Source organism: Nocardioides sp. YIM 152588 (assembly GCF_040191335.1).
GTDB lineage: Bacteria > Actinomycetota > Actinomycetes > Propionibacteriales > Nocardioidaceae > Nocardioides.
Genome location: NZ_JBEGDJ010000022.1, coordinates 15,837 through 37,902 on the forward strand (window position 1 = coordinate 15,837; position 22,066 = coordinate 37,902).

Sequence of the window (22,066 nt, forward strand, 5' to 3'; positions counted from 1 at the left end):
GCGAGTTTGTGCCGACTCGGCGTCAGGGGCGATCGAGGGCAGCGAAGGCACCGAGCACGGCGGCGACCGCGGGGGAGTCGCCCATGGTGCGCCGGTGCAGCGCGTCCACCAGGCGGGTGGGCACCGGGTCGCGCACCTCGACCGCGACCAGGTCGGGGCCGAGCGGCGCGCGGCCGAGGCGGGGGACGAGCGCGACGCCGAGGCCGGCCGCGGCCAGGGCCAGGTGGGACTCGAACTCGCCCGAGACGTGCGCGACGCGCGGCGGGCGTCCGGTGCCGTCGTACATCCGGTGCAGCCACTGGCGGCAGATGGTGCCCTCGGGCGTCGCGATCCACGGGACGTCGACGAGGTCGTGCGGGGTCACCGTGCCGGCGCGGGCGAGCGGGTGCTCGCGGTGCACGATCAGGTCGGCGACGTCGCGGGCCACGGGCGTGCTGACCAGGTGCTCCGGCACCGCCAGCGGTACGCCGCCCCACCGGTGCACGATCCCGAGCTCGGCCTGCCCGGCGGCGACGAGGTCGACGGTGTCCCACGGCTCGCGCTCGTCGAGCACGAGCTCGAGATCGGGGTACGCCGCCGCGAGGTCCCGGACGACGGGCGCGACCAGGCCGCGGATGGCGGTCGAGAACGCCGCGAGCCGGAACCGTCCCGCGACCGCGCCGGTGCGGCGCTGCAGCCCGGCCTCGACCTCCTCCAGGTCGGCGAGCAGCCGGGCGCCCGCGTCGACGAGGTGCTGGCCGTGGCTGGTCAGCATCACGCCGCGGCCCACCCGCTCGAGGAGCGGTACCCCGGTCTGCCGCTCCAGCCGCTTGACCTGCTGGGAGACCGCGCTCGGGGTGAAGCCGGTGGCGCGGGCCGCGGCGACCACCGAGCCCTCGGCGGCGACGGCGCGCAGTGCGGCCAGCGCATCCAGATCGATCATGCAGCAACGCTACATGGAACGGCACACAACTATTCGCTGGTGCTTCATGGATCGGCCGGGGGAGGGTGGTCGCGTGAACCGACGCGACACCCTCCTGGCCGCCCTCGTCGCCACCGTGTGGGGCTTCAACTTCGTGGTCATCGACTGGGGGATGGGCGACGTGCCGCCGCTGCTCTTCCTTGCGGTGCGGTTCGTCGTCGTGCTGGTGCCCGCGATCTTCCTGGTCCCGCGCCCGCCGGTCGCCTGGCGCACGATCCTCGCCGTCGGCGCGTTCATGTCGCTGGGCCAGTTCGGCTTCCTCTACGTCTCGATCCACGCCGGCATGCCCGCCGGGCTGGCCGGGCTGGTGCTGCAGGCCCAGGTGGTGCTGACCATCCTGATCGCAGCGTTCGCGCTCGGCGAGCGGCCCACCCGCCGCCAGGCGCTCGGCGTCCTGCTGGGCGCCGCCGGGCTGCTGGTGGTGGCGCTGGGACGCGGCGGCCACGTGCCGCTGGTCGCGCTCGGCCTGTGCCTGACCGCGGCCCTGATGTGGGCGATCGGCAACGTCGTCTCCCGCGCCTCGGGGGCGCCCGGCGGGCTGGCGCTCACCGTCTGGTCGGCCCTCGTCGTGCCGGTGCCGCTCGCGCTGCTCTCGCTGGTCCTCGACGGCCCGGGCGCGTTCGGGGACGCGGTCGCGGCGTTCGGCTGGCGCGCGGCGGTCTCGACGCTCTACACCGCGGTGCTGGCCTCGCTGGTCGGCTACGGGATCTTCAACGGCCTGCTGTCGCGGCACCCGTCGGCCGCGGTGGTGCCGTGGGTGCTGCTGGTGCCGCCGGTGGCGATGGGCTCGGCGTGGCTGCTGCTCGGCGAGCGGCCGTCGGTCGGGGAGCTGCTCGGCGGCGCCGTGCTGGTGCTGGGCGTGCTGGTCGCGCTGCGGCAGCCCCGTGCCGCGGCGGCGACGGCCGGGTCGGCAGCGGCGGCAGTGACAGCGGCGACAGCGGCGCCGTCAGCGACCGGACTCGGTGTAGGTGGTGCCGGTGCCGGCGAGGGAGGCGAGCGCGGCCCGGATCCGGCGGGCGGTGAAGTCGGCCGCGAGCTCGTCGACCTCGTCGAGGGTGCAGAACGCCGCTGACCGGATCTCCCGCTCCTGCGGCACCACCGCGTCGATGAGCGACTCCGGGTGCGCGCCGCCGTCGAAGACCAGGCCGACGGCGTCGTCCCAGCCGCCCCACGGCGGCATCCAGTCGGTCAGCAGCAGCCGGCCCGGCTCGACGGTCAGCCCCAGCTCCTCGGTGACCTCGCGGCCCACCGCCAGCTGCGGCGACTCGTTCACCTCGACCACGCCGCCGGGCAGGTCCCAGTCGGCCTTGTAGGTGAGCCGGCAGAGCAGCACCCGCGGCTCCGCGTCCCGCCCGGCCGCGTCGTCGCGGATCAGCATCTGCGCGATCGCGCGCTTGCGGGGCAGGAAGGAGTTGAGCAGCGCCCGGAACCCGCCCGGCTCGTTGAGCGCGGCGTCGTCGGAGAGCCGCGCGTAGACCACGAGGTCGCCGTCGCGGCGCCGCTCGACGCCCTCGCGGCGCAGGCCCGACCACGTCGCGATCCGCTGCGCGGTGTCGTCGCCGGCGCGGACCTTCGCCTCGACGCGGTGGTGGTGGACCAGCGCGGCGGCCACCTCGCGGCGCACCACGTCGACCGCCGCCTGCCACCCCCGGGCGGTGAGGTCCGAGGTCCAGGCGATCCGGACCACCCCGTCCTCGACCTTGCTGAGGTGGGTGTGGGGCTGCTCGGGCACGGCTCCCACCCTAGGAGACGGCACTAGGCGGGTCGCAGCCAGAGCACCGCGAGCGGCGGCAGCACCACGGTCGCGTACGCCGGGCTGCCGCCCGGGGCTCCTGCCTCCATCGGCCCCGCCGCCACCGCCTCCACCCGGCCGAGGTTGCCGACCCCGGAGCCGCCGTAGGCCGCGGCGTCGGTGTTCAGCACCTCCGTCCAGGCGCCCGCGCGCGGCAGCCCGAGCCGGTAGCCCTCGTGCGGGACGGCCGCGAAGTTGGCCACGCAGACCAGCGGCTCCCCGGCGTCGTCGTACCGGATGAAGGAGAAGGTGTTGTGGCCGGCGTCGTTGGCGTCGATCCAGACGAAGCCGCCCGGGTCGTTGTCGCGGCGCCACAGGGGCGGGGCGTCGGCGTACGCGCGGTTGAGGTCGCGCAGCAGGTCGCGGTTGCCGCGGTGCTCGGGGTACTGCAGCAGCCACCAGTCCAGCTCGCCGGCCTCGGCCCACTCCGACGACTGCGCGAGCTCGGTGCCCATGAAGACCAGCTGCTTGCCCGGGTGGGCCCACATCCAGGCCAGGTGGGCGCGCAGGTTCGCGTGCTGCTGCCACCGGTCGCCGGGCATCTTGCGCAGCAGCGACCCCTTGCCGTGCACCACCTCGTCGTGGCTGAGCGGGAGCACGTAGTTCTCCGCGTGCGCGTAGACGAGGGTGAAGGTCATCTCGCCGTGGTGGTAGGAGCGGTGCACGGGCTCGCGCTGCAGGTAGGTGAGCGTGTCGTGCATCCAGCCCATGTTCCACTTGAAGCCGAAGCCCAGACCGCCGGCCGACGTCGGCGCGGTGACGCCGGGCCAGGCCGTGGACTCCTCGGCGATGGTGACCACGCCGGGGGAGCGCTTGTAGACGGTCGCGTTGAGCTCCTGGAGGAACTGCACGGCCTCGAGGTTCTCCCGGCCGCCGTGGACGTTCGGCGTCCACTCGCCGTCGGGGCGGGCGTAGTCCAGGTAGAGCATCGAGGCGACGCCGTCCACGCGCAGGCCGTCGGCGTGGAACTCCTCGACCCAGTACAGGGCGTTGGCGACCAGGAAGTTGCGGACCTCCGGGCGGCCGAAGTCGAAGATGTGGGAGCCCCACTCGGTGTGCCAGCCGCGCTGCGGGTCGGGGTGCTCGTACAGCGCCGTGCCGTCGAACCGGACCAGCGCCCACTCGTCGGTCGCGAAGTGGCCGGGCACCCAGTCCAGGATCACGCCGATCCCGGCGCGGTGCAGGGCGTCGATGAGCCGGCGCAGGCCGTCCGGGTCGCCGAACCGCGAGTCGGCCGCGTAGTAGGAGGTGACGTGGTAGCCCCACGAGCCTCCGAACGGATGCTGCATCACCGGCATCAGCTCGACGTGGGTGAAGCCCAGGTCGGCCAGGTAGCCCGGCAGCTCGGCGGCCAGCTCGTCGTAGCTCCACAGGGTGCCGTCGGGGTGCCGCTTCCAGGACGCCAGGTGCATCTCGTAGACCGACATCGGCTCGAACACGGCGGTCCTCGACCCGCGGGCCGCGATCCACTCGTCGTCGGTCCACACGTGCTCGGAGGCGAACACCCGCGACGCGCGGGCCGGCGGCACCTCGGCCCACGCCGCGAACGGGTCGGCCTTGTAGCGCCACACCCCGTCCGCGCCGTGGACCAGGAACTGGTAGCCGGTGCCGGAGCCGACGCCCGGCACGAAGGTCTCCCAGACGCCCGGGCCGTGCGGGCCGGCCAGCGGGTGGGCGTTGCCGTCCCAGCCGTTGAAGTCGCCGGCGACGCTGACCGCCTGCGCGTTCGGCGCCCAGACGGCGAAGGCGGTGCCGCTCACGGGCTCGCCGGTGGTGGGGTGCGGGACCGTCCGGACACGGGCACCGAGGACCTGCCACAGCTGTTCGTGGCGACCCTCGCTGACCAGGTGCAGGTCGATCTCGCCGAGGACCGGACCGAAGGCGCTGCTCTCTGGTTGTGGCATCCCGCCGAGTCTAGCCAGCGTGGGTTCGAGCGGGTGGGTGTTCGCGGGCGCTACCCGGCCGCCGGGGCGTCGGCGCGGGTGTGCGCCGCGATCCAGCCGACCACGTCCGTGGTCACCTCGTCGCGGTTGGTCTCGTTGAAGACCTCGTGACGGGCCTCGGGATAGACGGTGACGGTGACGTCGGCCAGGCCGGCGTCGCGGTACCGCTGGCCCAGCAGCTCCACGAGCTGGCCGCCGCCCGAGAGCGGGTCGGCCGACCCGGACGCGATCAGGATCGGCAGGTCGCCGTCGATCCCGGCCAGCGCCGCGGGGTCGGCGAGGCGGGCGGCGGGTGCGAAGAGCGCCGGCACGGTGTCCGCCGGGAGGTCGAAGCCGCAGAGCGGGTCCGCGACGTAGAGGTCCACCTCGGCCTCGTCCCGGGAGAGCCACTCGTAGCCGGTGCGGTGCTCGAACCCGGCGTTGAACGCCTCCAGCCCGGCCGGTTCGGGGGCCTCGGCCATGGCGGCGCCCAGCACGTCGAGGGCGGTGGACCCGGTCAGCACCACGCCGGCGTACTGCGCCGAGTGGTCCAGCAGCGCGGCCTGGGCGGCGAACGAGCCCATCGAGTGGGCGACCAGGAACAGCGGCAGGCCGGGGTGGGTGGCGGCCAGCTCGGCGCCGTACGCCGCCAGGTCGGCGATCAGCCCGTCGAAACCGGCCGCGCCGAAGTCGCCGGGGGCGCCGTCGATCGACCGGCCGTGGCCGCGGTGGTCGGTGGCGAAGACCAGGTAGCCGGCCGCGTTGAGGGCCCCGGCCAGCCGGTCGTAGCGGGGGGCGTGCTCGGCCAGGCCGTGGGCGATCTGGACGACCCCGCGCGGGTCGTCGACGTGGTCCCAGGCGTAGGTGGCGAGCGGCAGCCGGTCGACGGGGGAGACGAAGGTTCCTGTGGTGTACGTCACGTCCCCGATGGTGCCATGGCATCGCGCCTACGATCGGCGGTGTGACCGTCGCGGACCGGATCCTCGCCCCGACCCAGTCGTTCACCCGGTGGGGGCTGGGCCACGCGCTGCCCCGCACCGCGATGGCCGGCAGGGCCCGGCGCGGCGACCTGCAGGCGATGGCGATGCAGGCCAGCCGCTCGTCCCAGGACCTGCCGCTGGCGCTCTTCGACGACATCCGCGCGGCCGGCCCGTTCTACCGCGGCCACTTCGCCTGGACCACCGGCCGGCACGCGGTGGTCCGCGAGACGCTGACCAGTCCCGACGTCCAGGTCGGGATCGGGCTGCCGACGGACGCGCCGCTGGCCCGCCTGTTCCGGTGGGCCGCCGCCTCGGCGCCGATGGGGCCGCTGGTGCCGCCGTCGCTGCTGGCCACCGAGCCGCCCGACCACACCCGGATGCGCAAGCTGGTCACGCGCGTGTTCACGGTGCGCGCCGTGCAGCGGCTGCAGGTGCGCACCGAGGAGATCGCGGGCGAGCTGCTGGACGACCTGGGCGAGCTGGGGACGGGGGCCGACGGGCCGGTCGACCTGGTCGACGCCTACGCGGCCGCGCTGCCGGTGACGGTGATCTGCGAGGTCCTCGGCGTCCCGGCGCACGAGCGCGGCGTCGTACGGCACTTCGGGACGATGGCCGCGCCGAGCCTCGACATGGGGCTGGCGCTGCCGACGTTCGTCCGCGTCGAGCGTGCGCTGCGGGAGTTCGACGCCTGGCTGCGCGACCACGTCGAGGCGGTCCGCCGCTCGCCCGGCGAGGATCTGCTCAGCCAGCTCGTCGCCGCGCGCGACGAGGACGGCGCGACCCTCTCCGACGACGAGCTGATCGCCACCGCCGGGCTCGTGCTCGCGGCCGGCTTCGAGACCACCGTCAACCTGATCGGCAACGGCATCGCGCTGCTCGCCGAGCACCCCGACCAGCGTCGCGCGCTGGTGGCGGGGGAGGCGTCCTGGGGTGGGGCGGTCGACGAGGTGCTGCGCTACGACCCGCCGGTGCTGCTGACCGGCCGCACGGTCGCCCGGGACACGGAGATCGCCGGCACGCGGCTGCGTCGCGGTGCCGTGGTGACCACGGTGCTGGCCGCCGCCAACCGCGACCCCGAGGTCTTCGCCGACCCGCATCGCTTCGACGTGACGCGGGAGAACGCGGCGGAGCACCTGTCGTTCTCCGGCGGCCGCCACTACTGCCTGGGTGCCGCGCTGGCCAGGATGGAGGGCGAGGTGGCGCTCAGGGCGTTGCACGAGCGCTTCCCGGACCTCGCCGTGGCGCCGGGCGCCGAGCGGCGGCACACGCGGATCCTCCGGGGGTACGAGCGGCTGCCCGTGGTGCTGCCGGTGCCGCAGCGCTGAGGCGGCCGCCGCGGGGAGGTCCCTCCCTGCTCGGCTGCGTGGGGTCGTGTGCCTCACGCCCCGGCATGGAGGGTTCTCAGGCACACGACCCCGCCCCGGCGGCGGGGCGCCGGCACCCCAGCCGCGTCAGGCCATCTCGGGCACGTGCAGGTGCGCGTAGGCCAGGTCGTACTCGTGCACCTCGGCCACACCGCCACCGGTCTCGGCGGCGACGCCGGCGCGCAGCTGGTCCGCCATCGCCCGGCTGGCCTCCATCGCGGTGTGCGACTCCCAGACCGTCGTCGCGCAGCCCACGGAGTCGGCCCGGTTGACCAGCACGCTCACGCTGCAGAAGCCGTCGGACTCCTCCAGCGCGGGCAGCACGCCGACCCGGAACATCTCCAGCATCGCGTCGGCGTCGCCCTCCATCCAGGTGACCCGGCAGCAGGCGCCGTGGTGGGAGCGGTGCATGACCGCGATCTCCCACTCGTCCATCTCCATGGTCGCGCCGAGGATGTCGCGCCCGCGGTCGCGGATGGGGCGCAGCGCCGCGTCGCCGGCGTGCATCGACTCCTCGGAGTCCCAGGAGCTCGTGGCGATGCACTGCCCGGACTGCCGGTCGACCAGCATCGACAGGCCGCGGCAGCCCTCGATCCTCTCGAGCGCCGGCCACGCCTCGTTCTTGACGAAGTTGATGCCCGCGTCGATGTTGCCGGGCCTGCCGTGGAACGTCGTGGAGCGTGCGAACACGGCCCTCTCCTCTCGGACGGGGCAGTGCCCGGCAGGCACCGCCGGTCCTTCCTGTCTACTCGCCTCGGCCCCCGCGCGCCAGGGTCCGAACGGTTCGGCCGCCGGTCCCGCGCGGCGGGGATCAGGCCGGCACCGGCGGTGCGCCCGGCAGGTCCACCCGATCCCGGAAGGCGGGGCCGCGCCGGGCGAAGGTCCCGGGCGTGACCCCGTGCGCGCGGCGGAACGCGCGGTTGAACGCCGCCTCGGAGCGGTAGCCGACCCGCTCGGCGACGCGGGCCAGCGGGAGGTCCTCCTCCGCCACCAGGCGGGCGGCGACGTCCATCCGCCAGGCGGTCACGTACGCCATCGGCGGCTCGCCCAGCAGGTCGCGGAAGCGGGCCGCGAAGGCGGATCGGGACATCCCGGCCCCCGCGGCCAGCGAGGCCAGCGTCCAGGGTGCGCCGGGGTCGGCGTGGAAGGCGGCCAGCGCCCGCCCGAGCAGGGGGTCGCGCAGGCCGGCGACCCAGCCCCGGTCCGGCGCCTCCGACTCCAGCCACGAGCGGACGGCCCGGACCACGAGCACGTCGGCCAACCGGGCGGTGACCACGTCGCTGCCGACCCGGGCGCTGCGGGACTCCTCCGCGATCACCTCGAACGCGGCCCGCACCCACGCCGCGTCCGAGCCGCGGCCCGCGGCCAGCACCGGCGGCAGGGCGCTCACCAGCCGGGCCACGCCGAGCCCGGAGAAGCCGACCGCGCCGCAGACCAGCTCGGTCGTGGGGCCGGGCCCCGGGACCCGGATCCGCTCGTACCGCTCGCCGAGCTCCTCGCGGGGCAGGTCGAACAGCGGGGTCGCGTGGCTGCCGGCCGCGTCGCGGATCGTGTGCCCCGTGCCGTGCGGGACCAGTACGACGTCGCCGGCCGCCATCGGCGTCGTCTCGCCGTCCACCTCGAGGACGAGGCCGCCCCGGGTGACCAGGTGGAAGACGAGGATGCCGGGCATCGGTGGCATGTCGATGCCCCAGGGGGCGGCCAGCTCGGAGACGGCGTAGAAGACACCGCTCATCCCGAAGCCGTGCAGCGTCTCGCTGAGGACGTCCCTCGCCATGCTCCCCAGTCTGCGCCCGTGTGGACGATCGAGCAAGAAGGGCGGTCGCACGGGCATTGAGCGTCCACGGCTCGCCGCGGACGCTGGAACCAGCCCGGAACAGCTCCGGGCACGGGCTCCAGGAGGAGACATGAAGGTTCTGGTGGTAGGAGCGAGCAGGGGCACGGGTGCCCGGATCGTCGCCGAGCTCGCGCGACGCGGACACCTGGTGACCGCCTACTCGCGGGGCGCGGGCGAGGCCGACCGGCCCGAGGGCGTCCGCCCCGTCGCGGGCGACGTGCTCGACCCCGACGCGCTCGGCAAGGCGATGGTCGGCCAGGACGCCGTCGTGGTGGCGCTCGGCATCTCCGACAACCCGTTCCGGGTGCGGCTGACCCGGCGGGCGTCCTCGCCCCTGGACGTCCGCTCGCGGGGCACCCGGGCGGTGGTCGACGCGATGGCCGAGCACGGGGTACGGCGCCTGGTGGTGCAGTCGACGTACGGGATCGGCGAGACGTACGCACACCTCCCGCTCGCGCTCAAGGCGTTCTTCACCCTCGCGATCCGCCCGCAGGTCGACGACCACGAGCGGCAGGAGCGGCTGGTGCGGGGGAGCGGGCTGGACTGGACGATCCTGCGCCCGGTGGTGCTGAACGACGAGGAGACGACCGCGCCGGTGTGGGTCGGCACCGACGACCGGGTGGCGACGATGAGCATCTCGCGCCACCAGGTCGCGCGGGTCGCGGCCGACGCCCTCGAGGGCACCGACGCCGTCGGCCGGGTGCTCAGCCTCTCCGCTGTCGCGGCGGGCTGAGCACCCGGCCGGCCGGGGTCACGGGAGCAGGTGCTCCAGGACCCGGGCCATCACGGTGTCGCGCTCCGGCTGGGTGCTGATCGCCTCGAACCCGAACCCGGCCAGCAGGGAGTGCGGTGTCGAGATGACCGCCCCCACCGGGAACCCGGAGGCGTCCGTGACCACCCAGTTGTTGGCGTTCGGCGCACTGCCCTCGGGAGGACCGCTCGCCTCCCAGCCGCCGGTGTCACCACCCTCGAACGACGTCGAGGTGCCGTCCGGCAGCGTGACGTCGTCGACGAAGACGCCCAGGTTCTGGGTGCCCCAGTCGCTGATGTAGGAGATGGCGACCTGCACCGTCTCCCCGGCGAACGCCGACAGGTCGATCGACCACTCCTGCCAGCCACCGGAGTTCCCGCTAGCCGCGTTCCACTCGCCCGTGGTGCCGGTGGGCGAGCAGGTCCCGTCGCCGTTGACGGTCTGGTAGGCGTCGAGCTGCGGGTGCAGCTGCGCGGCCCAGCCGGACGGGCAGCTCAGGCCTGTGCCCTGCGACGTGTGGCCGTTGGCGTCGGGCAGCGTGGTCCAGGTCCCGTCGGGACGCTGCACCTCCACGGCCAGGTAGTCCCAGTCGGCCTCCGTGTCGTAGGAGGTCCAGAACGACAGGTCGCCGCCCGCCGCCGGCACGTCCACCGACCGGCTCAGCTGCTTGTACGTCACGTCCGCGATCTGGGAGTAGACGTAGCCGTCGCCGGTGTGCGGGTCGAACGGCCCGCCCGGCTTGTCGTAGCGGGCCACCGGCGCGCTCTCGAACTGCGGGTAGTCGCTGACCGGCAGCACGCCGCTGGTGGCGATGAAGGAGGAGGTCAGGGTCTGGTTCGCCGCCCCGTCACCACCGTTGATGGCCCAGGTGAGCGCCGTGAACGGGTCACCGATGCCGTTGACGCCGTAGGCATCGCCGTTCGCGTCGAGGCCGTCGCCCGGTACGGCGAGGTAGCCGCCGAACCAGTACTGCAGCACGTCGTTCGTCCCGTCGCCCACACCGTTCAACGGCGCGCAGCGCCGCGGGTCGTAGTCGGGGTTCAGGACCCCGCCGACGCGGCAGGGGCCCTCGCCCTTCGGGTCGTACAGCTGGCTCCCGACGTTGCCGGTGTACTGCTCGCCGGCCCAGTCGCCGGTGAAGAACGCCCGCCCGCCCTCGTCGAGGTAGGAGCGGAAGTTGAGCATCTCGTCCTGCGCCAGCCGGTCGGCGTTGCCGCCGGTCCAGCCCGGCTTCCGGGTCACGACGTCGTCGCCGGAGTACCAGATGACGCCGTCGTAGTGGCCGAGCACGCCCAGGTCGTCCGGGGCGGCGCGGCCCATCGCGTCGACGTCGTACACGTCGGCGGTGATGCCGTTGTTCGCCAGCGCGTCCAGGTAGTAGTCGAGGTAGTGCGGGCCGGCCGCCTGGTTGGGCGAGGCGCCGGAGTAGTCCTCCGAGGCGACCACCAGCACGCTGCTGCCGGACTCGGCGACCGCGTCGTAGGTGAAGGAGTCGCTGGTCTCGCCGCCACCCTCGAACCAGACCTCGACGCTGTCGCCGGGGTCGGTGCCCGTCACCGTGCCGCGCAGCTGGTGGTAGTAGACCGACGGGGGCTGGTACCGGCCCGCGCTCTTCCACTCGCTCGTCGGTGCGCTCTGGGCGGGACCACCGTTGATCGAGTACTTCAGCGTCACCGGGCCCAGGGACCGCTGGGCCAGCACCTGGACCGGCTGCGGGTCGCCGTAGGAGTAGGGGAAGGTGAAGTTCGCGCCGGGCAGGCCGTCCTTGTAGGCGTCCTCGCTCTTCAGGTAGAAGGGCTTGGTCTCGATGCCCAGCACCGACTTCGGGTTGGCCGGGTCGGCGGCCGAGTCGGCGACCGAGCGGGCGAACGGCAGGTTCCGCTGGAACTCGGCCTCGACCAGCGCCGGGTCGTCGGGGAACACGAAGCCGCAGGTCGGGCACCCGGGCGACAGCTCCGGTGTCCAGGTCAGCGCGCCCGCCTCGGCGTGCCCGTAGTCGTTCTCCTCACCGTTGGTGCTGTAGAGGACGTCCGAGCTGAGGCCGGGGTGGTAGCCCTCGATGGCCGGGGTGTCCAGGTTGCCGGAGAGCGCGTAGTAGATCGGGTCGTCCATCGTGGGGGAGCCGATCTGCCAGCCCTCGGGGTAGAGCAGCCACTCGCCGTTGGAGTGGTAGTTGACCTGGAACTCGGCCTTCGACAGGTCGAGCAGCTTCATCATCGCCTGGGTCTCGGGCTCCGAGGCGGCCGACGGACCGCGGTAGGTCTGGCTCGAGGGGATCGAGGAGGAGCCCTCCTCGTCGTAGCCCCAGTGCTCGGGGTAGTTGCGGTTCGGGTCGACGCCGTCGGCACCCGTGACCTGGCCGTCTCCGTCGTTGTCGCGCAGGTTCTTGCGCCACAGCCGGTGGCCCTCGGTGAACGTGTACTGGTAGCCGTCGGGGTTCATCACCGGGAAGAACCACAGCTCGGTGGAGCGCAGCAGCCGCTTGATCGACTGGTCGTTCTTCAGCCAGCCGTTGAGGTAGTGGACCATCAGCCGCCGGTCGATCTCCGGCGCGATCCACTCGCGGGCGTGCTGGGTGGCGCTGTAGATGACCGCCGGGCGCCTGCCGTCGGCGATGCCGCGGGCGCCCTGGGTCACCTTGAGCGCCAGGAGGTCGCGCCCCTGCTCGGTGGTGCCGAGCTTCACCAGCTTGGTGATCTGGGGGTACTTCTTCGCAGCGTCGCGCAGGATCTCCTCGTAGCCGCCGGGGCCGTCGTAGTCGCGCCACACGGTGTAGCCGCTCTCGGCCTGCGACTCCGCGTACTCGCGGACCGTCTTGCCGTTGACCTTGGTGAGCTTCGGCTGGACTCCCTGGGCGCGCAGCTTGTCCCGCCCCGCCGCGTCGAGCACCAGGTCGACCTCGAAGCCGTTCCCCTTCTGGCGTACCTGGGTGACGTCCACGCCGGCGGCGTTCAGCTCCTGCAGCTGAGCGGCCGAGACCTTGGCGTGGTACGCGTCGAGCGCCCCGTCATCGCCTCCCGGTGCCGCGGACGCCGTCGGTGGTGGGGCCGCGAGTGCGGCGGTGGCGAGAAGGACGGCGGCTGACACCGCGGTCGCGAGGGCTCTGTGCATGAATCGACTCCCAACGTTGCGAGTAATTCGGACCAAGCGCGGGAGCACTGCTGCCGAACGTAGGGCACCCGTGCGGTCGGTGCCAAGGAGTGTCCTTCTGGCGCCCCGCGTGGTAGTTGGCCCCGCTAGCCTCGGGCGCATGAGCGCCGACCAGATGGCTGCGACGCAGGGCGTCGAGTTTCCGTTGACCGGTGAGCCCGGCACGCAGCGGCGGAGCACGACGACGTTCGGCCGGACCGTGGTCGCGGCGGCGCTCGACGGCGTCGACCCCGTCGGCGCCGCCGCGGCGGCCCGCGAGACCTCCTGGCGCTCCGGCTACCTGGCGCACTTCGGGCGCCTGGTCGAGGCCGGCCTGGTCGGTCCGGACGCCGCGGTGAGGATCGCCCGCCAGGGCGCCGACGCGATCGCCGGCGGGATGAGGTGGGTCGAGGACGGCCGCGAGATGGCCCTGGCCGACGCGCCGCAGTCGACTGGAGCCGCCCACGAGACGGTCGAGGTGAGCGGCGGTTCCCCGCCGGCAGCCCGGCTCGAGCTGCCGTACCGCGGGGAGCTGCTGTCCGGGGATCGCCTGACGGCCCAGCTCGACGCGTGGGTGTCCGCGGGCGTCGTCGAGCCGTCGGTGGCGGCGTCGGTCGCGGACGTCGCGGCCCATCCGGAGTGGCTGCGGTTGCCCGGTCGCACCCTGGTCGCGCTCGGCGTGGGCTCGGAGGTCGGCCCCGCGTCGGTCTTCCTCCGGTGGGGCGCGACGGTCGCGGGAGTCGACCTTCCCCGCCCCGACATCTGGCAGCGGGTGCTGGCGGACGCGAGCGAGGGTGCCGGCACCCTGCTGGTGCCGGCGCGGCGCGGGGATGCGCCCCTGGCCGAGCGGGCGGGCATCGACCTGCTCGCCGAGATGCCCTCGGTCGCCGCCTGGATCTCCGCGCTCGACGGGCCGTTGGTGCTCGGCAACTACCTCTACGCCGACGGCGGCCTCAACGTCCGCGTCTCCGCCGCGTCCGACGAGGTGGCGTCCCGGGTCCGGGAGCGCCACGCGGACCTCGTCCTCGCCTACCTCGCCACCCCGACCGACGTGTTCGCGGTGCCGGGGGAGGCCGTGGCCGCGTCGGTCGCGGCGTACGAGGGCCGCTCGCGACTCTCGAAGGTCCCCGGTCGCGGCCTGCGCGCGCTCAGCGGTGGCCGGCTGCTGCGTCGGGCCTACCTGCCCGGCGCCGAGCCCGGCCTGTGCGACGCGCTGGTGCCGCAGCAGGGCCCCAACTACGCACTCGGGAAGCGCCTGCACCGTTGGCGCGCCGTCGTGGAGGCGGCCGAGGGACGGCCGGTCTCGATGAACATCGCGCCGCCCACCCGCACCCGGTCGGTGGTCAAGAACCGGGCGCTCGCCGCGGCGTACGCCGGCGCGCACCGGTTCGGGATCGAGGTGTTCGAGCCGGCCACCACGCGGGTGCTGATGGCGGCGCTGCTGGTGCACGACCTGTACGTCGGCCCGCCGGACGTCGGCCATCCGTGGTGGGCCGAGGCGGACCAGGCCTGTCACGGCGGGCTCTGGCGAGCCGCCTACGCGCCCCGTTCCGCGCTCGGGCTGGCGGCCCTCCTGGGGTACGGCGCGAGCCGGGGCTGACCGCCCGCACCCCCGACGGTCGGTCCTCTCCGGGCGGGACGGTCAGGTGCTGAGCCGTTCGCAGGGCTGGCCACAGGCGCCTCGGCGGCGTCCCGCTCGCCGATCCCCTTTGGGGTCCGGGATGTCTGCGTCACAACGACGCGCCGCGCGCGGACGCGAAGCAAGCACAGTCAGCACGCTCAGAAGGAACTTCGCACCCAGCTACCCGTCGCTGTGACGCGCTCGGCTTCTTCGTTGGGGCGCAGGTCCAGCAGGTCGGACAGTGACGGGTCCGCTTCGACCGGGTGGGCGATGCCTACGACGCGGTACGCGGAGGCATCATCGGGGTGCTCGCCGCCGCAGAGGAAACACCAATCGCCTTCGGGTCGAGCGACGTAGAGAACTGGACGTTCGCCAGTGAACACCTCGATGCAGACGTAGGCCTTCAGATTTCGCTCGACGCCGTGCTCTGCGAAACGGTCATTCATGAGCCAAGCCTTGCATCAGACCTGCGCGCCTTTCGAGCGATCCATCGACCGCGGGTCCGGCGGGAGGAGTGGACTCCGGACTCTTGTCGAACCGTCCCAGTCGCCGATCCTGTTGCGGCCACACTTGTCGTACGTCGGATTCTGGTTCGCCTTCCCCGGAAGAATGCTGTCCGACCGGGTGTGACCGCATGTAAAATGCATGCATGGTTGCGCTCCAGATCAGAGACGTCCCGGATGACGTCCGGCAGTCACTCGCTGAGCTCGCTGCCGCCCGGGGGCAGTCGCTGCAGTCCTACCTCCTGACGCTGGTGACCGACGAGGCGCGTCGATCGACCAACCTGGGGCTGCTGCGCCGCTTCGATGCACGCCAGGACGGCTCGCATCTGTCCGCGGCAGACGCCGTCGCGGTCCTCGACGTGGCGCGGGACGAGCGCGACAGCCGTGCTGGTGAGGCCGCGAGCGAACGGTGATCATCGTCGACGCATCAGTCCTGGCGAACGCCTTCACTGACGACGGCCCGATCGGGGACTCCGCGCGGGGTGAGCTCGCTCGGGACCCGCATTGGGCCGGGCCCGAGCACCTGTTGATCGAGTCGTTCTCCGCGATCCGCGGCCGCTGGCTGGGGCGGAAGGTCAGCGACGCCCGCGCGATCGACGCGCTTGCGGCGATCAAGGCGGCGGCGATCGATCTCGTGAGTGCTCGTCCTTTGTTCGATCGCATGTGGGAGTTGCGCGACAACGTCACCGGCTACGACGCCGCCTACCTGGCTCTGGCCGAGTCGTTCGACAGCCCGCTGGTGACGGCCGATGCCCGCCTTACGCGGGTCCCCGGTCTGCTATGCGAGGTTCGGGTCGCTCTACCGCCTGCAGACTAGATCGGCTGACGCCCGTATCACTGACCGATCGGCTTGCGGGTCGCCGTGCGGGCTCATGTAACACGCCGTCCGCCTGACTGGTCGGCCGTCCACGTCTGTAGGAGCCCGCTGCAACGGTCTGGAAGCAACGCCAACGGCCTCGTAGTGCGGCGGACGGCGTGTTGCAGCGGGCCCGGCGCCACCCCCGACCCCGGCTCGAGTCGTGTGCCCCACACACCGGCATTGCGGGTTCTCAGGCACACGACCTACCCGGCCGCTGGCCCGAGCGCGTCCCGAGAGGTCCGTCCGGACCCTCGTCCCGGGACGGGAGCGCCGTGCGGTGCGGCGGGGAGCTCCTTCGTCCGCGGCGGGCGCTCCACCCGACCGGGGCGCGGCCTCGCCTGAACCCGGTATGCCCGCCGACGGTGGGTCTCGGAGCGCTCCATCTGCAGTACGTTGCACCTGTCGTCCGGCAACAGACCTCGGGGTAGGGCCTCCACGGCTCCGCCACAGGGGAGGAGCAGCAATGGTGGGAGAAACGACGACCACTCTCGGCGTGGCGTTCACCAAGCCGGACTGGAAGGCGATGCTCGTGCGCGGCCTCACGGCTGCGGCGATCGGCGTCGCCGTCATGGTCTGGCCCGACATCACTCTGAAGATCCTGGTGATCCTGGTCGGGCTCTGGGCCCTGATCGACGGCATCGGGCTCCTGGTCGCGGCGTTCCGCGCGCCCTCCGGCGCCGCGAAGGGCTTGTTCGGCGTGCTGGGTGTGCTCGCACTCGTCGCGGCGTTCTTCTGCATCTTCCGCCCGGGCGTCGCGGCCAGCACGGTGATCTGGGTGATCGGCGTCTGGCTGCTGATCCGCGGCGTCTTCGAGCTGTTCGCCGCCTTCGGCGGCGCCCTGGGCATGTCGCGCTGGCTCGCGTTCGTCAGTGCCGCGGTCGACCTGGTGCTGGGCATCCTGTTCGTGACGCACCCCGACAAGTCGGCCACCGGGCTGTCCTGGCTGTTCGGGCTGTTCATCCTGATCGGCGGCGCCCTGCTGGTCTGGTTGGCCTTCGTCGCGCGCAAGGGCCCGAGCGACGTCGTGGCCGGCTCCGTGATCGAGGGCTGAGGACCGCCCGCGGGCGGACCGACCGGAGCGGTCGGTCAGTCGGCGCTCCACATCCGGTGCAGCGCCCGGGGCAGCCCCCGCACGCCGCGCTCGGTCAGGCGTCCGCCGGGGTCCAGCACGCCGAGGGCCTGCCAGCGCGGCGTGAGGTCGCGGAGGGCGGCGGTCAGCACCTCCACGAAGCCCTCGGGGTCCTCGATCTCGCCCTCGACGTCGTCGAGGCCGTTGACGTCGGTGAGCACCTCCTCCGGCTCCACCGCGGCGCCGGGGCCACGACGGACGATGCCGAGGGTGAGCCCGAGCCAGTCGGCGTGCTGGAGGGCCGACACCGCAGACAGTGACTCGATGTCGGCGGGGTCCAGGTCCTCGGGTTCGTCGGGGGCGCGGATGGTGGCGGCGACCGCGTCGAGCCAGCGGGCGTCGTCCTCTCCCGCGTCGTCGGCGACGCCGGGGATGCGGTCGGCCAGGTACTCGGCGGCGGCGCGATCGGTGGCCTTCCACTCGTCGTACCAGGCGTCGAGCTCCTCGTCGGTGATCTCCCACTCGTCAGCCATGGGACCAGCGTAAGGAGGGGATCAGTAGAAGGTCCCCTCCTTCGTCTCGGGCTTGCGGCTCGAGTTGCAGCTGACCACCTCGGTGGTGAGGTCGAAGACGGAGGCCCAGAACCACGGCCCGTAGGCGCCCGCGGCGCTCTCGCTCGACTTGGTGGTCGAGGGCTGCTGGAAGATCGTGTCCACCGCGGCCGACGGTGGCGCGGCCCCGCTGCTCGACGCCTTCTGCCACATGGCATACGGCTTCCAGGTCGGGTAGTTGCGCTGACCGTCCGCGGCGGCCGTGCTGATCGACTGGACCGGCCAGTACTGCACGCCGTTGCCGACCCCGAGCGGCAGGCCGCTGTCCACGTCGGTGATGAACGGGAAGAGGTGCGCCCCGCCGGGGGTGCAGAGGAAGGCGTTCGCCGTCTGCCCGGGTGTGTAGCCCGCCGTCCAGAGCTGGTGGGCGTAGCCCTGCCAGATCTGCTGTCGTGTGGAGAGGATGAAGGCGTTCGACAGGTACTCCACGGCGGAGTCCGAGGGCTCCCACAGCGAGGAGGAGGCCGAGTTGGTGGCGACCGTGCCCATGCGTCCCCAGTCGGACAGCATGGTCGCCAGGGAGGTGTCCATGCCCGCCTGCGCGAGCCGGATCGAGTTCTCGACGGCGTTGTCGACCTGGGCGGAGGCGTTCTGCACCTCCTCGTCGAGCACGAGCCAGGACTCGATGTCCGTGAACGTCGACGTCTGCGGACCGTTGACGGTCGTCTGGAACGCGTTGCCGGCGTCGCTGACCAGTCCCGCGAACGCGATCACCGCACCGGCCCCGTCGGTCGCGGTGAAGAAGGTCAGGGCCGCCGCCGCGGCCGCGGCGTAGCCGCCGAACATCTGCCAGGTCCACCCCGAGTAGTTCGTGACGGTGATCGACTGCTGCTGTGCGAAGTAGTCCTGCTGGACGGTGTTGGCCACGTTGTTCATCTGCTGCCAGACGGCGGCCTGGTCGTTGGCGATGGGCGCCTGGATCACGCTGGTGAAGAAGGTCTTCACGGCGTTCCAGGCCGTGAACTCTGCGCTGAGCTGCTGCGTCGCCGCCTCGAAGTCCGACGGGGTGATCAGCGGGTTGGGGTCCGGGAAGACCTGGTCGTACTGGAGGTCGCCGATGGTGTCGTCGAGGCTCAGCGCGGGGTCGTCGTAGTAGTCGGTGCGCAGCGCGAGGGCCACCTGGCGGACCACGCCGACCGACGCCGTGGTCCCCGACGTCGGCGGATTGTCGGCGTCCGTCGCGCAGTCCTGTCCGTCCCACAGCGCGACGCCCTCGACCACGGGTCCCGGGGTCGCCACGCACTGGGCGAGGTACGCCAGCGCGAGCTCCGTGCCCGTCGCCTCGGTGGCGCCGGCGGCCGGGGTCAGCGGCCACTCGACCGGTCCCTGGTAGAGGACCGGGTTCATCTCGGTCTGGTAGGTGCCGGTGGGGTCCGCCTGGCTCGGCACGAACCGGCCGTCGGAACCGCGTCGCAGCTCGCCGGTCAGGTTCCCGGTGCCCGCCGGCAGCGTGGCCGGGTCGGCGGCGGTGTTGACGTAGGCGGAGATGGCCTCGCCGCTCGACTCGAGGCCCTGCCCGCCGACGCCGAGGAACGAGTACGGCTGGTTGTCGTTCACGGCCCGGGCGAAGATGTCCGGCTGGCCGCCGAGCTGCTCGATCCGGTGCAGCACGTCCGCGAAGACGGGGGCCGTCGGCTCGGAGGTGTAGCCGGACATCTGCCCGAGGGACGTGATCACGACGCCGTCGCCCGCGTTGACGGCGCCGGTCAGCTGGTCGTTCACCGAGACCCAGTCGATCGCGGGGGTGTCGGGGGTCCACTTGTGGGAGGAGACGACCTCCAGCGTGTAGGGGTCGAACGTCACCACGCCCAGGCCGCCTCCGGTGCCGCCGACCGTGGAGAAGGTCGCCACCTTCGTGGTGGTGTAGGTGCCGGTCGTCCCGGGCGTGCCGTCGCCGGGGGTGTACTCGCGCCAGTTGACGGCGACGTCGGTCCCGACGAGCTCCCGCGTCTCGAAGCCGACGACGTCGGGGAAGGTGAACGTCCGCTTCCCCTGGGTGAGCCCACCGGAGTCGATGTAGGCGGAGTCCTTCAGGTACCCGTCGAGCGAGCCGGCCGGGTTCGCGACCCCGTCCGTGGTGCCGAGCTGCCTGCCGAAGTTGTGCCAGGCCTTGCCGGTGACCATGCCCGGCACCCCGATGATCGAGAACGGGCCCGGCACCTCGGCCACCGTGGAGCCGTACGCCGGCATGCCGATCTGCGTCACGGCGGTGGAGAAGTCGTCGACGTCGGACACCTGGGCGGTCGCGTCGAGGGTGATGACGACCAGGTAGCCGTCGCCGGAGTAGTCGCTCACCTTCACCGCCATCGGCTCCAGGTCCGACGGGGAGTAGGTGTCGTTGAACAGGGGCTCCAGCGTCTCCCGGTCGAGGACCAGCAGCTGCACCTCGCCCGACGCGCCCGAGTGGAACAGGCACGAGGTGTCCGTGGTGCTGCCGCAGCCCCACGACGAGGCCACCTCGATGCCGGGCGTCCCGCCCGGGGAGGGCAGGGTGTGGATCTCGGCGTTGGGCACCGGGTCGGCGGTGACGGTGACCAGGTCGGTGCTGGACGCCCCGCCCGGCGAGGTCGTCGTCAGCCGGACCAGGTAGCGCCCCGGCAGGTCCGTGCGCAGTCGTGGCGTCGCGGAGCCGGCGCCCGTCGGCGACGCCGAGCTGCCCTCCGGGGACCGGACCACCTCCCACCGGTACGTCAGCCCGCCCGGCGCGCTCCGGCGACCCGCGCCCGCCAGCGACGTGGATCCGTCGAGGCTCGGCTCACCCCCGGCGGCGACCCGCTGGTCCGCCCCGGCCCCCGCGATCGGGGAGGCGGCCGGGATCCACACCCGTCGGGTCAGCCGCTGGTAGCGCCCCGTCCGGTCGTAGGCGGTCACCAGGAGCCGGTTGCGGCCGTGCGTCAGGCCGCTGGACGCCGAGAGGCGGACGGTCAGCAGGTCGCCGTCCCGGGTGAGGTGCCCCGCGGGCACCGGGGCGCCGTTCAGCCGCACCTTGGTCGACACGGGGTCCTCGCCGATCCTCGCGAGCGCGACCGACGTCGCGTCCCCGGACGTGTCGAGCGTGGCGGTCATCAGCTTCGCCCACGTCGTCGTCCGGATGAAGTGGGTCGAGGCTCGCCAGCTGTCCGTGCCCCGCTCGGCGGTCACCACCAGGGTGTTCTCGCCGGGACTCAGCCCGTCGGAGGGCCGGACGGTGCCGGACCACCTCCGTGGCCCGGTGCGGTGCAGGCGCGCGGTCATCTCGGTGCCGTTGAGGCGGGCCAGCGTCACGGTGGCGCCCGGCTCGGTGCGCACCCCGACCCGCCACACTCGCCGGGACCCGACGGCGCCGTCCGCCGGTCGCCCGATCTCGGCCAGCACCGGCGCCAGCGCGGCGGGGTCGTCCGCGGCGGGGTCGTCCGCCGCCTGGTCGGGCTGCCACTCGCAGGTGACGGTGGGGGCGACGAAGATCGCCAGCTCCGAGGTCGAGAGATCACCCTCGGACGGCCCGCCGCTGGCCCCGCAGGTCGACTTCGTCGCGTAGCTCCCGCCTCCGCCGCCGGCGAGGCCGCCGTCGCCCAGCGTGTGCTTCGAGTCGCCGCCACCGCCCCCGCCGTAGCCACCGCCGCCGCCCCCGCCGCAGGCCCAGTAGTAGAAGGCGTCACCGGAGCAGCTCAGGTTCACCGTGCCGGAGGAGTTCATGCTGGGTGCGGACATGCCGCCGCTGCCGGGGCTCTGCACCGCCACCTGGGTGTAGCCGCCGTTGTCGTTGATCGTCAGCGACGGGATCACCGCCGACGGGTACAGGCTCGTCGACGCCCGCGTGGTGCCGTCGCCGTCGGACTCCGTGAGCGTGCCCCCGGCGCCGCCGAAGCCGCCGACGCCGTCGGCCCCCTGGCACCACTGGCTGGAGCAGCCGCCGGCGCCGCCCGTGCCCAGGCCGTCCGGGTTGCCGCCGGAGCCGTTGCCGCCCGAGCCGTCGGAGCCGTGGGCGCCGGCCACCGAGGCGGCGGCGGTCGGCGTCGAGACGGCGACGCCGCCGGCGCCGCCGGTGCGGCCGGTGTGCTCGGTCCCGCCGCCGCCACCGCCGCCCCCGCCCCCGGCGACCAGCACGACCTCGTCGATCGGGGGTGCCTGGCCCGGGCTGGAGACCGGGGGAGCCGACGCCGACACCAGGGTGCTGCCGCCGCCCCAGCCGCCCCAGCTGTGGTCTCCCGGTCCGGGCTGGCCGACCCGGCCCACCGCGTAGTAGAGGGTCTCGACGCCGTACCGGTCGGCGTAGCTCGCCGGGCTCACCGTGACGCGTGCGTACCCGCCGGAACCGCCCGAGCCGCCGTTGTAGTCGCAGCCGCCGCACCGCGTGCCGTTGGAGCCGGAGCCGCCCCGCCCGGCGATCCACATCGCCGGGTCCGAGGCCGTGACGTCCCCGCCGGCCGCCTTCACCGCGGCGACGACCTGGGCCAGCGTCACCGGCACCGAGACGGACGTGCTGGAGGGCAGCACGCACTTGTAGAGGCTGCCGGACCGGGCGCAGGTGAAGGAGACGGCAGGGTCCGCCGGATCAGGCGGGGTGGACGGGTCCGCCGCCGCTGCCGCGGACGCGGCGGCGGGCACGGCGGCCCCGAGCATGAGCGCGGCGGTCAGCACCGCCAGCGCGCGTCGCAGTGATCCCCGATGCTCTCTGCTCATGAGTT

At 73.3% G+C, this 22,066-nt stretch carries 16 protein-coding genes and 1 pseudogene; 7 read left to right on the top strand and 10 right to left on the bottom strand.

The annotated features are described in order from the left end of the window. Nucleotides 1-22 precede the first annotated feature (22 nt). Nucleotides 23-922, bottom strand: a complete 900-nt coding sequence (locus ABLM29_RS12295; RefSeq protein WP_349714403.1) for a LysR family transcriptional regulator — start codon at nucleotides 920-922, stop codon at nucleotides 23-25. A gap of 46 nt (nucleotides 923-968) precedes the next feature. On the opposite strand from ABLM29_RS12295, the pseudogene ABLM29_RS12300 reads away from it, so the two are divergent. Continuing rightward, nucleotides 969-1,823 (top strand): annotated as a pseudogene (locus ABLM29_RS12300) (EamA family transporter); the annotation flags it as partial. 84 nt (nucleotides 1,824-1,907) lie between these two features. Here the strand turns inward: ABLM29_RS12300 and ABLM29_RS12305 are convergent. The 3 genes from ABLM29_RS12305 to ABLM29_RS12315 are packed head-to-tail and all read right to left on the bottom strand — an operon-like array spanning nucleotide 1,908 to nucleotide 5,595. Beyond that, the gene (locus tag ABLM29_RS12305; protein WP_349714404.1) at nucleotides 1,908-2,693 is read right to left on the bottom strand and encodes an NUDIX domain-containing protein; all 786 of its coding nucleotides are present in this window, start codon (nucleotides 2,691-2,693) and stop codon (nucleotides 1,908-1,910) included. Nucleotides 2,694-2,716: 23 nt separating this feature from the next. Next, nucleotides 2,717-4,657, bottom strand: coding sequence for a 1,4-alpha-glucan branching protein GlgB (gene glgB, locus ABLM29_RS12310; protein WP_349714405.1), 1,941 nt, complete (start codon nucleotides 4,655-4,657; stop codon nucleotides 2,717-2,719). A 50-nt stretch (nucleotides 4,658-4,707) separates the two neighbouring features. After that, complete coding sequence (locus ABLM29_RS12315) at nucleotides 4,708-5,595, bottom strand: alpha/beta fold hydrolase (RefSeq protein WP_349714406.1); 888 nt, start codon at nucleotides 5,593-5,595, stop codon at nucleotides 4,708-4,710. Nucleotides 5,596-5,636: 41 nt separating this feature from the next. On the opposite strand from ABLM29_RS12315, the gene ABLM29_RS12320 reads away from it, so the two are divergent. After that, nucleotides 5,637-6,980 carry a cytochrome P450 gene (locus ABLM29_RS12320; RefSeq protein ID WP_349714407.1) on the top strand — a complete coding sequence of 448 codons (1,344 nt, stop codon included), beginning with the start codon at nucleotides 5,637-5,639 and terminating at the stop codon, nucleotides 6,978-6,980. Nucleotides 6,981-7,106: 126 nt separating this feature from the next. On the opposite strand, the gene ABLM29_RS12325 is transcribed toward ABLM29_RS12320, so the two are convergent. Then, on the bottom strand, nucleotides 7,107-7,709 hold the full coding sequence (locus ABLM29_RS12325) for a hypothetical protein (RefSeq protein WP_349714408.1): 603 nt from the start codon (nucleotides 7,707-7,709) through the stop codon (nucleotides 7,107-7,109). 121 nt (nucleotides 7,710-7,830) lie between these two features. Further along, nucleotides 7,831-8,796 carry an AraC family transcriptional regulator gene (locus ABLM29_RS12330; RefSeq protein ID WP_349714409.1) on the bottom strand — a complete coding sequence of 322 codons (966 nt, stop codon included), beginning with the start codon at nucleotides 8,794-8,796 and terminating at the stop codon, nucleotides 7,831-7,833. Between the two features lie 130 nt (nucleotides 8,797-8,926). On the opposite strand from ABLM29_RS12330, the gene ABLM29_RS12335 reads away from it, so the two are divergent. Then, a complete protein-coding gene (locus tag ABLM29_RS12335) occupies nucleotides 8,927-9,589 on the top strand; it encodes an NAD(P)-dependent oxidoreductase (RefSeq protein WP_349714410.1) in 663 nt (220 codons plus the stop codon). An 18-nt stretch (nucleotides 9,590-9,607) separates the two neighbouring features. Here the strand turns inward: ABLM29_RS12335 and ABLM29_RS12340 are convergent, their stop codons facing one another. Then, complete coding sequence (locus ABLM29_RS12340) at nucleotides 9,608-12,718, bottom strand: M14 family metallopeptidase (protein ID WP_349714411.1); 3,111 nt, start codon at nucleotides 12,716-12,718, stop codon at nucleotides 9,608-9,610. Between the two features lie 139 nt (nucleotides 12,719-12,857). On the opposite strand from ABLM29_RS12340, the gene ABLM29_RS12345 reads away from it, so the two are divergent. Further along, nucleotides 12,858-14,336: a hypothetical protein gene (locus ABLM29_RS12345; protein WP_349714412.1), complete on the top strand. Its 1,479-nt coding sequence runs from the start codon at nucleotides 12,858-12,860 to the stop codon at nucleotides 14,334-14,336. Between the two features lie 179 nt (nucleotides 14,337-14,515). On the opposite strand, the gene ABLM29_RS12350 is transcribed toward ABLM29_RS12345, so the two are convergent. Then, on the bottom strand, nucleotides 14,516-14,803 hold the full coding sequence (locus tag ABLM29_RS12350; protein WP_349714413.1) for a hypothetical protein: 288 nt from the start codon (nucleotides 14,801-14,803) through the stop codon (nucleotides 14,516-14,518). A gap of 203 nt (nucleotides 14,804-15,006) precedes the next feature. Here ABLM29_RS12350 and ABLM29_RS12355 point away from each other — a divergent pair, with 203 nt between their 5' ends. From ABLM29_RS12355 to ABLM29_RS12365, 3 genes are all read left to right on the top strand, one after another. Beyond that, entirely contained in the window at nucleotides 15,007-15,273 is a 267-nt protein-coding gene (locus tag ABLM29_RS12355) for a hypothetical protein (RefSeq protein ID WP_349714414.1), read from the top strand. Next, nucleotides 15,270-15,677: a type II toxin-antitoxin system VapC family toxin gene (locus tag ABLM29_RS12360; protein WP_349714415.1), complete on the top strand. Its 408-nt coding sequence runs from the start codon at nucleotides 15,270-15,272 to the stop codon at nucleotides 15,675-15,677. Before ABLM29_RS12355 ends, ABLM29_RS12360 begins: the two co-directional genes overlap by 4 nt. A 505-nt stretch (nucleotides 15,678-16,182) precedes the next feature. Then, entirely contained in the window at nucleotides 16,183-16,770 is a 588-nt protein-coding gene (locus ABLM29_RS12365) for an HdeD family acid-resistance protein (protein ID WP_349714416.1), read from the top strand. Nucleotides 16,771-16,805: 35 nt separating this feature from the next. Here ABLM29_RS12365 and ABLM29_RS12370 read toward each other — a convergent pair whose 3' ends face one another. Next, complete coding sequence (locus ABLM29_RS12370; protein WP_349714417.1) at nucleotides 16,806-17,321, bottom strand: hypothetical protein; 516 nt, start codon at nucleotides 17,319-17,321, stop codon at nucleotides 16,806-16,808. 21 nt (nucleotides 17,322-17,342) lie between these two features. After that, the gene (locus ABLM29_RS12375; RefSeq protein WP_349714418.1) at nucleotides 17,343-22,061 is read right to left on the bottom strand and encodes a hypothetical protein; all 4,719 of its coding nucleotides are present in this window, start codon (nucleotides 22,059-22,061) and stop codon (nucleotides 17,343-17,345) included. Between the last annotated feature and the right edge of the window lie 5 nt (nucleotides 22,062-22,066).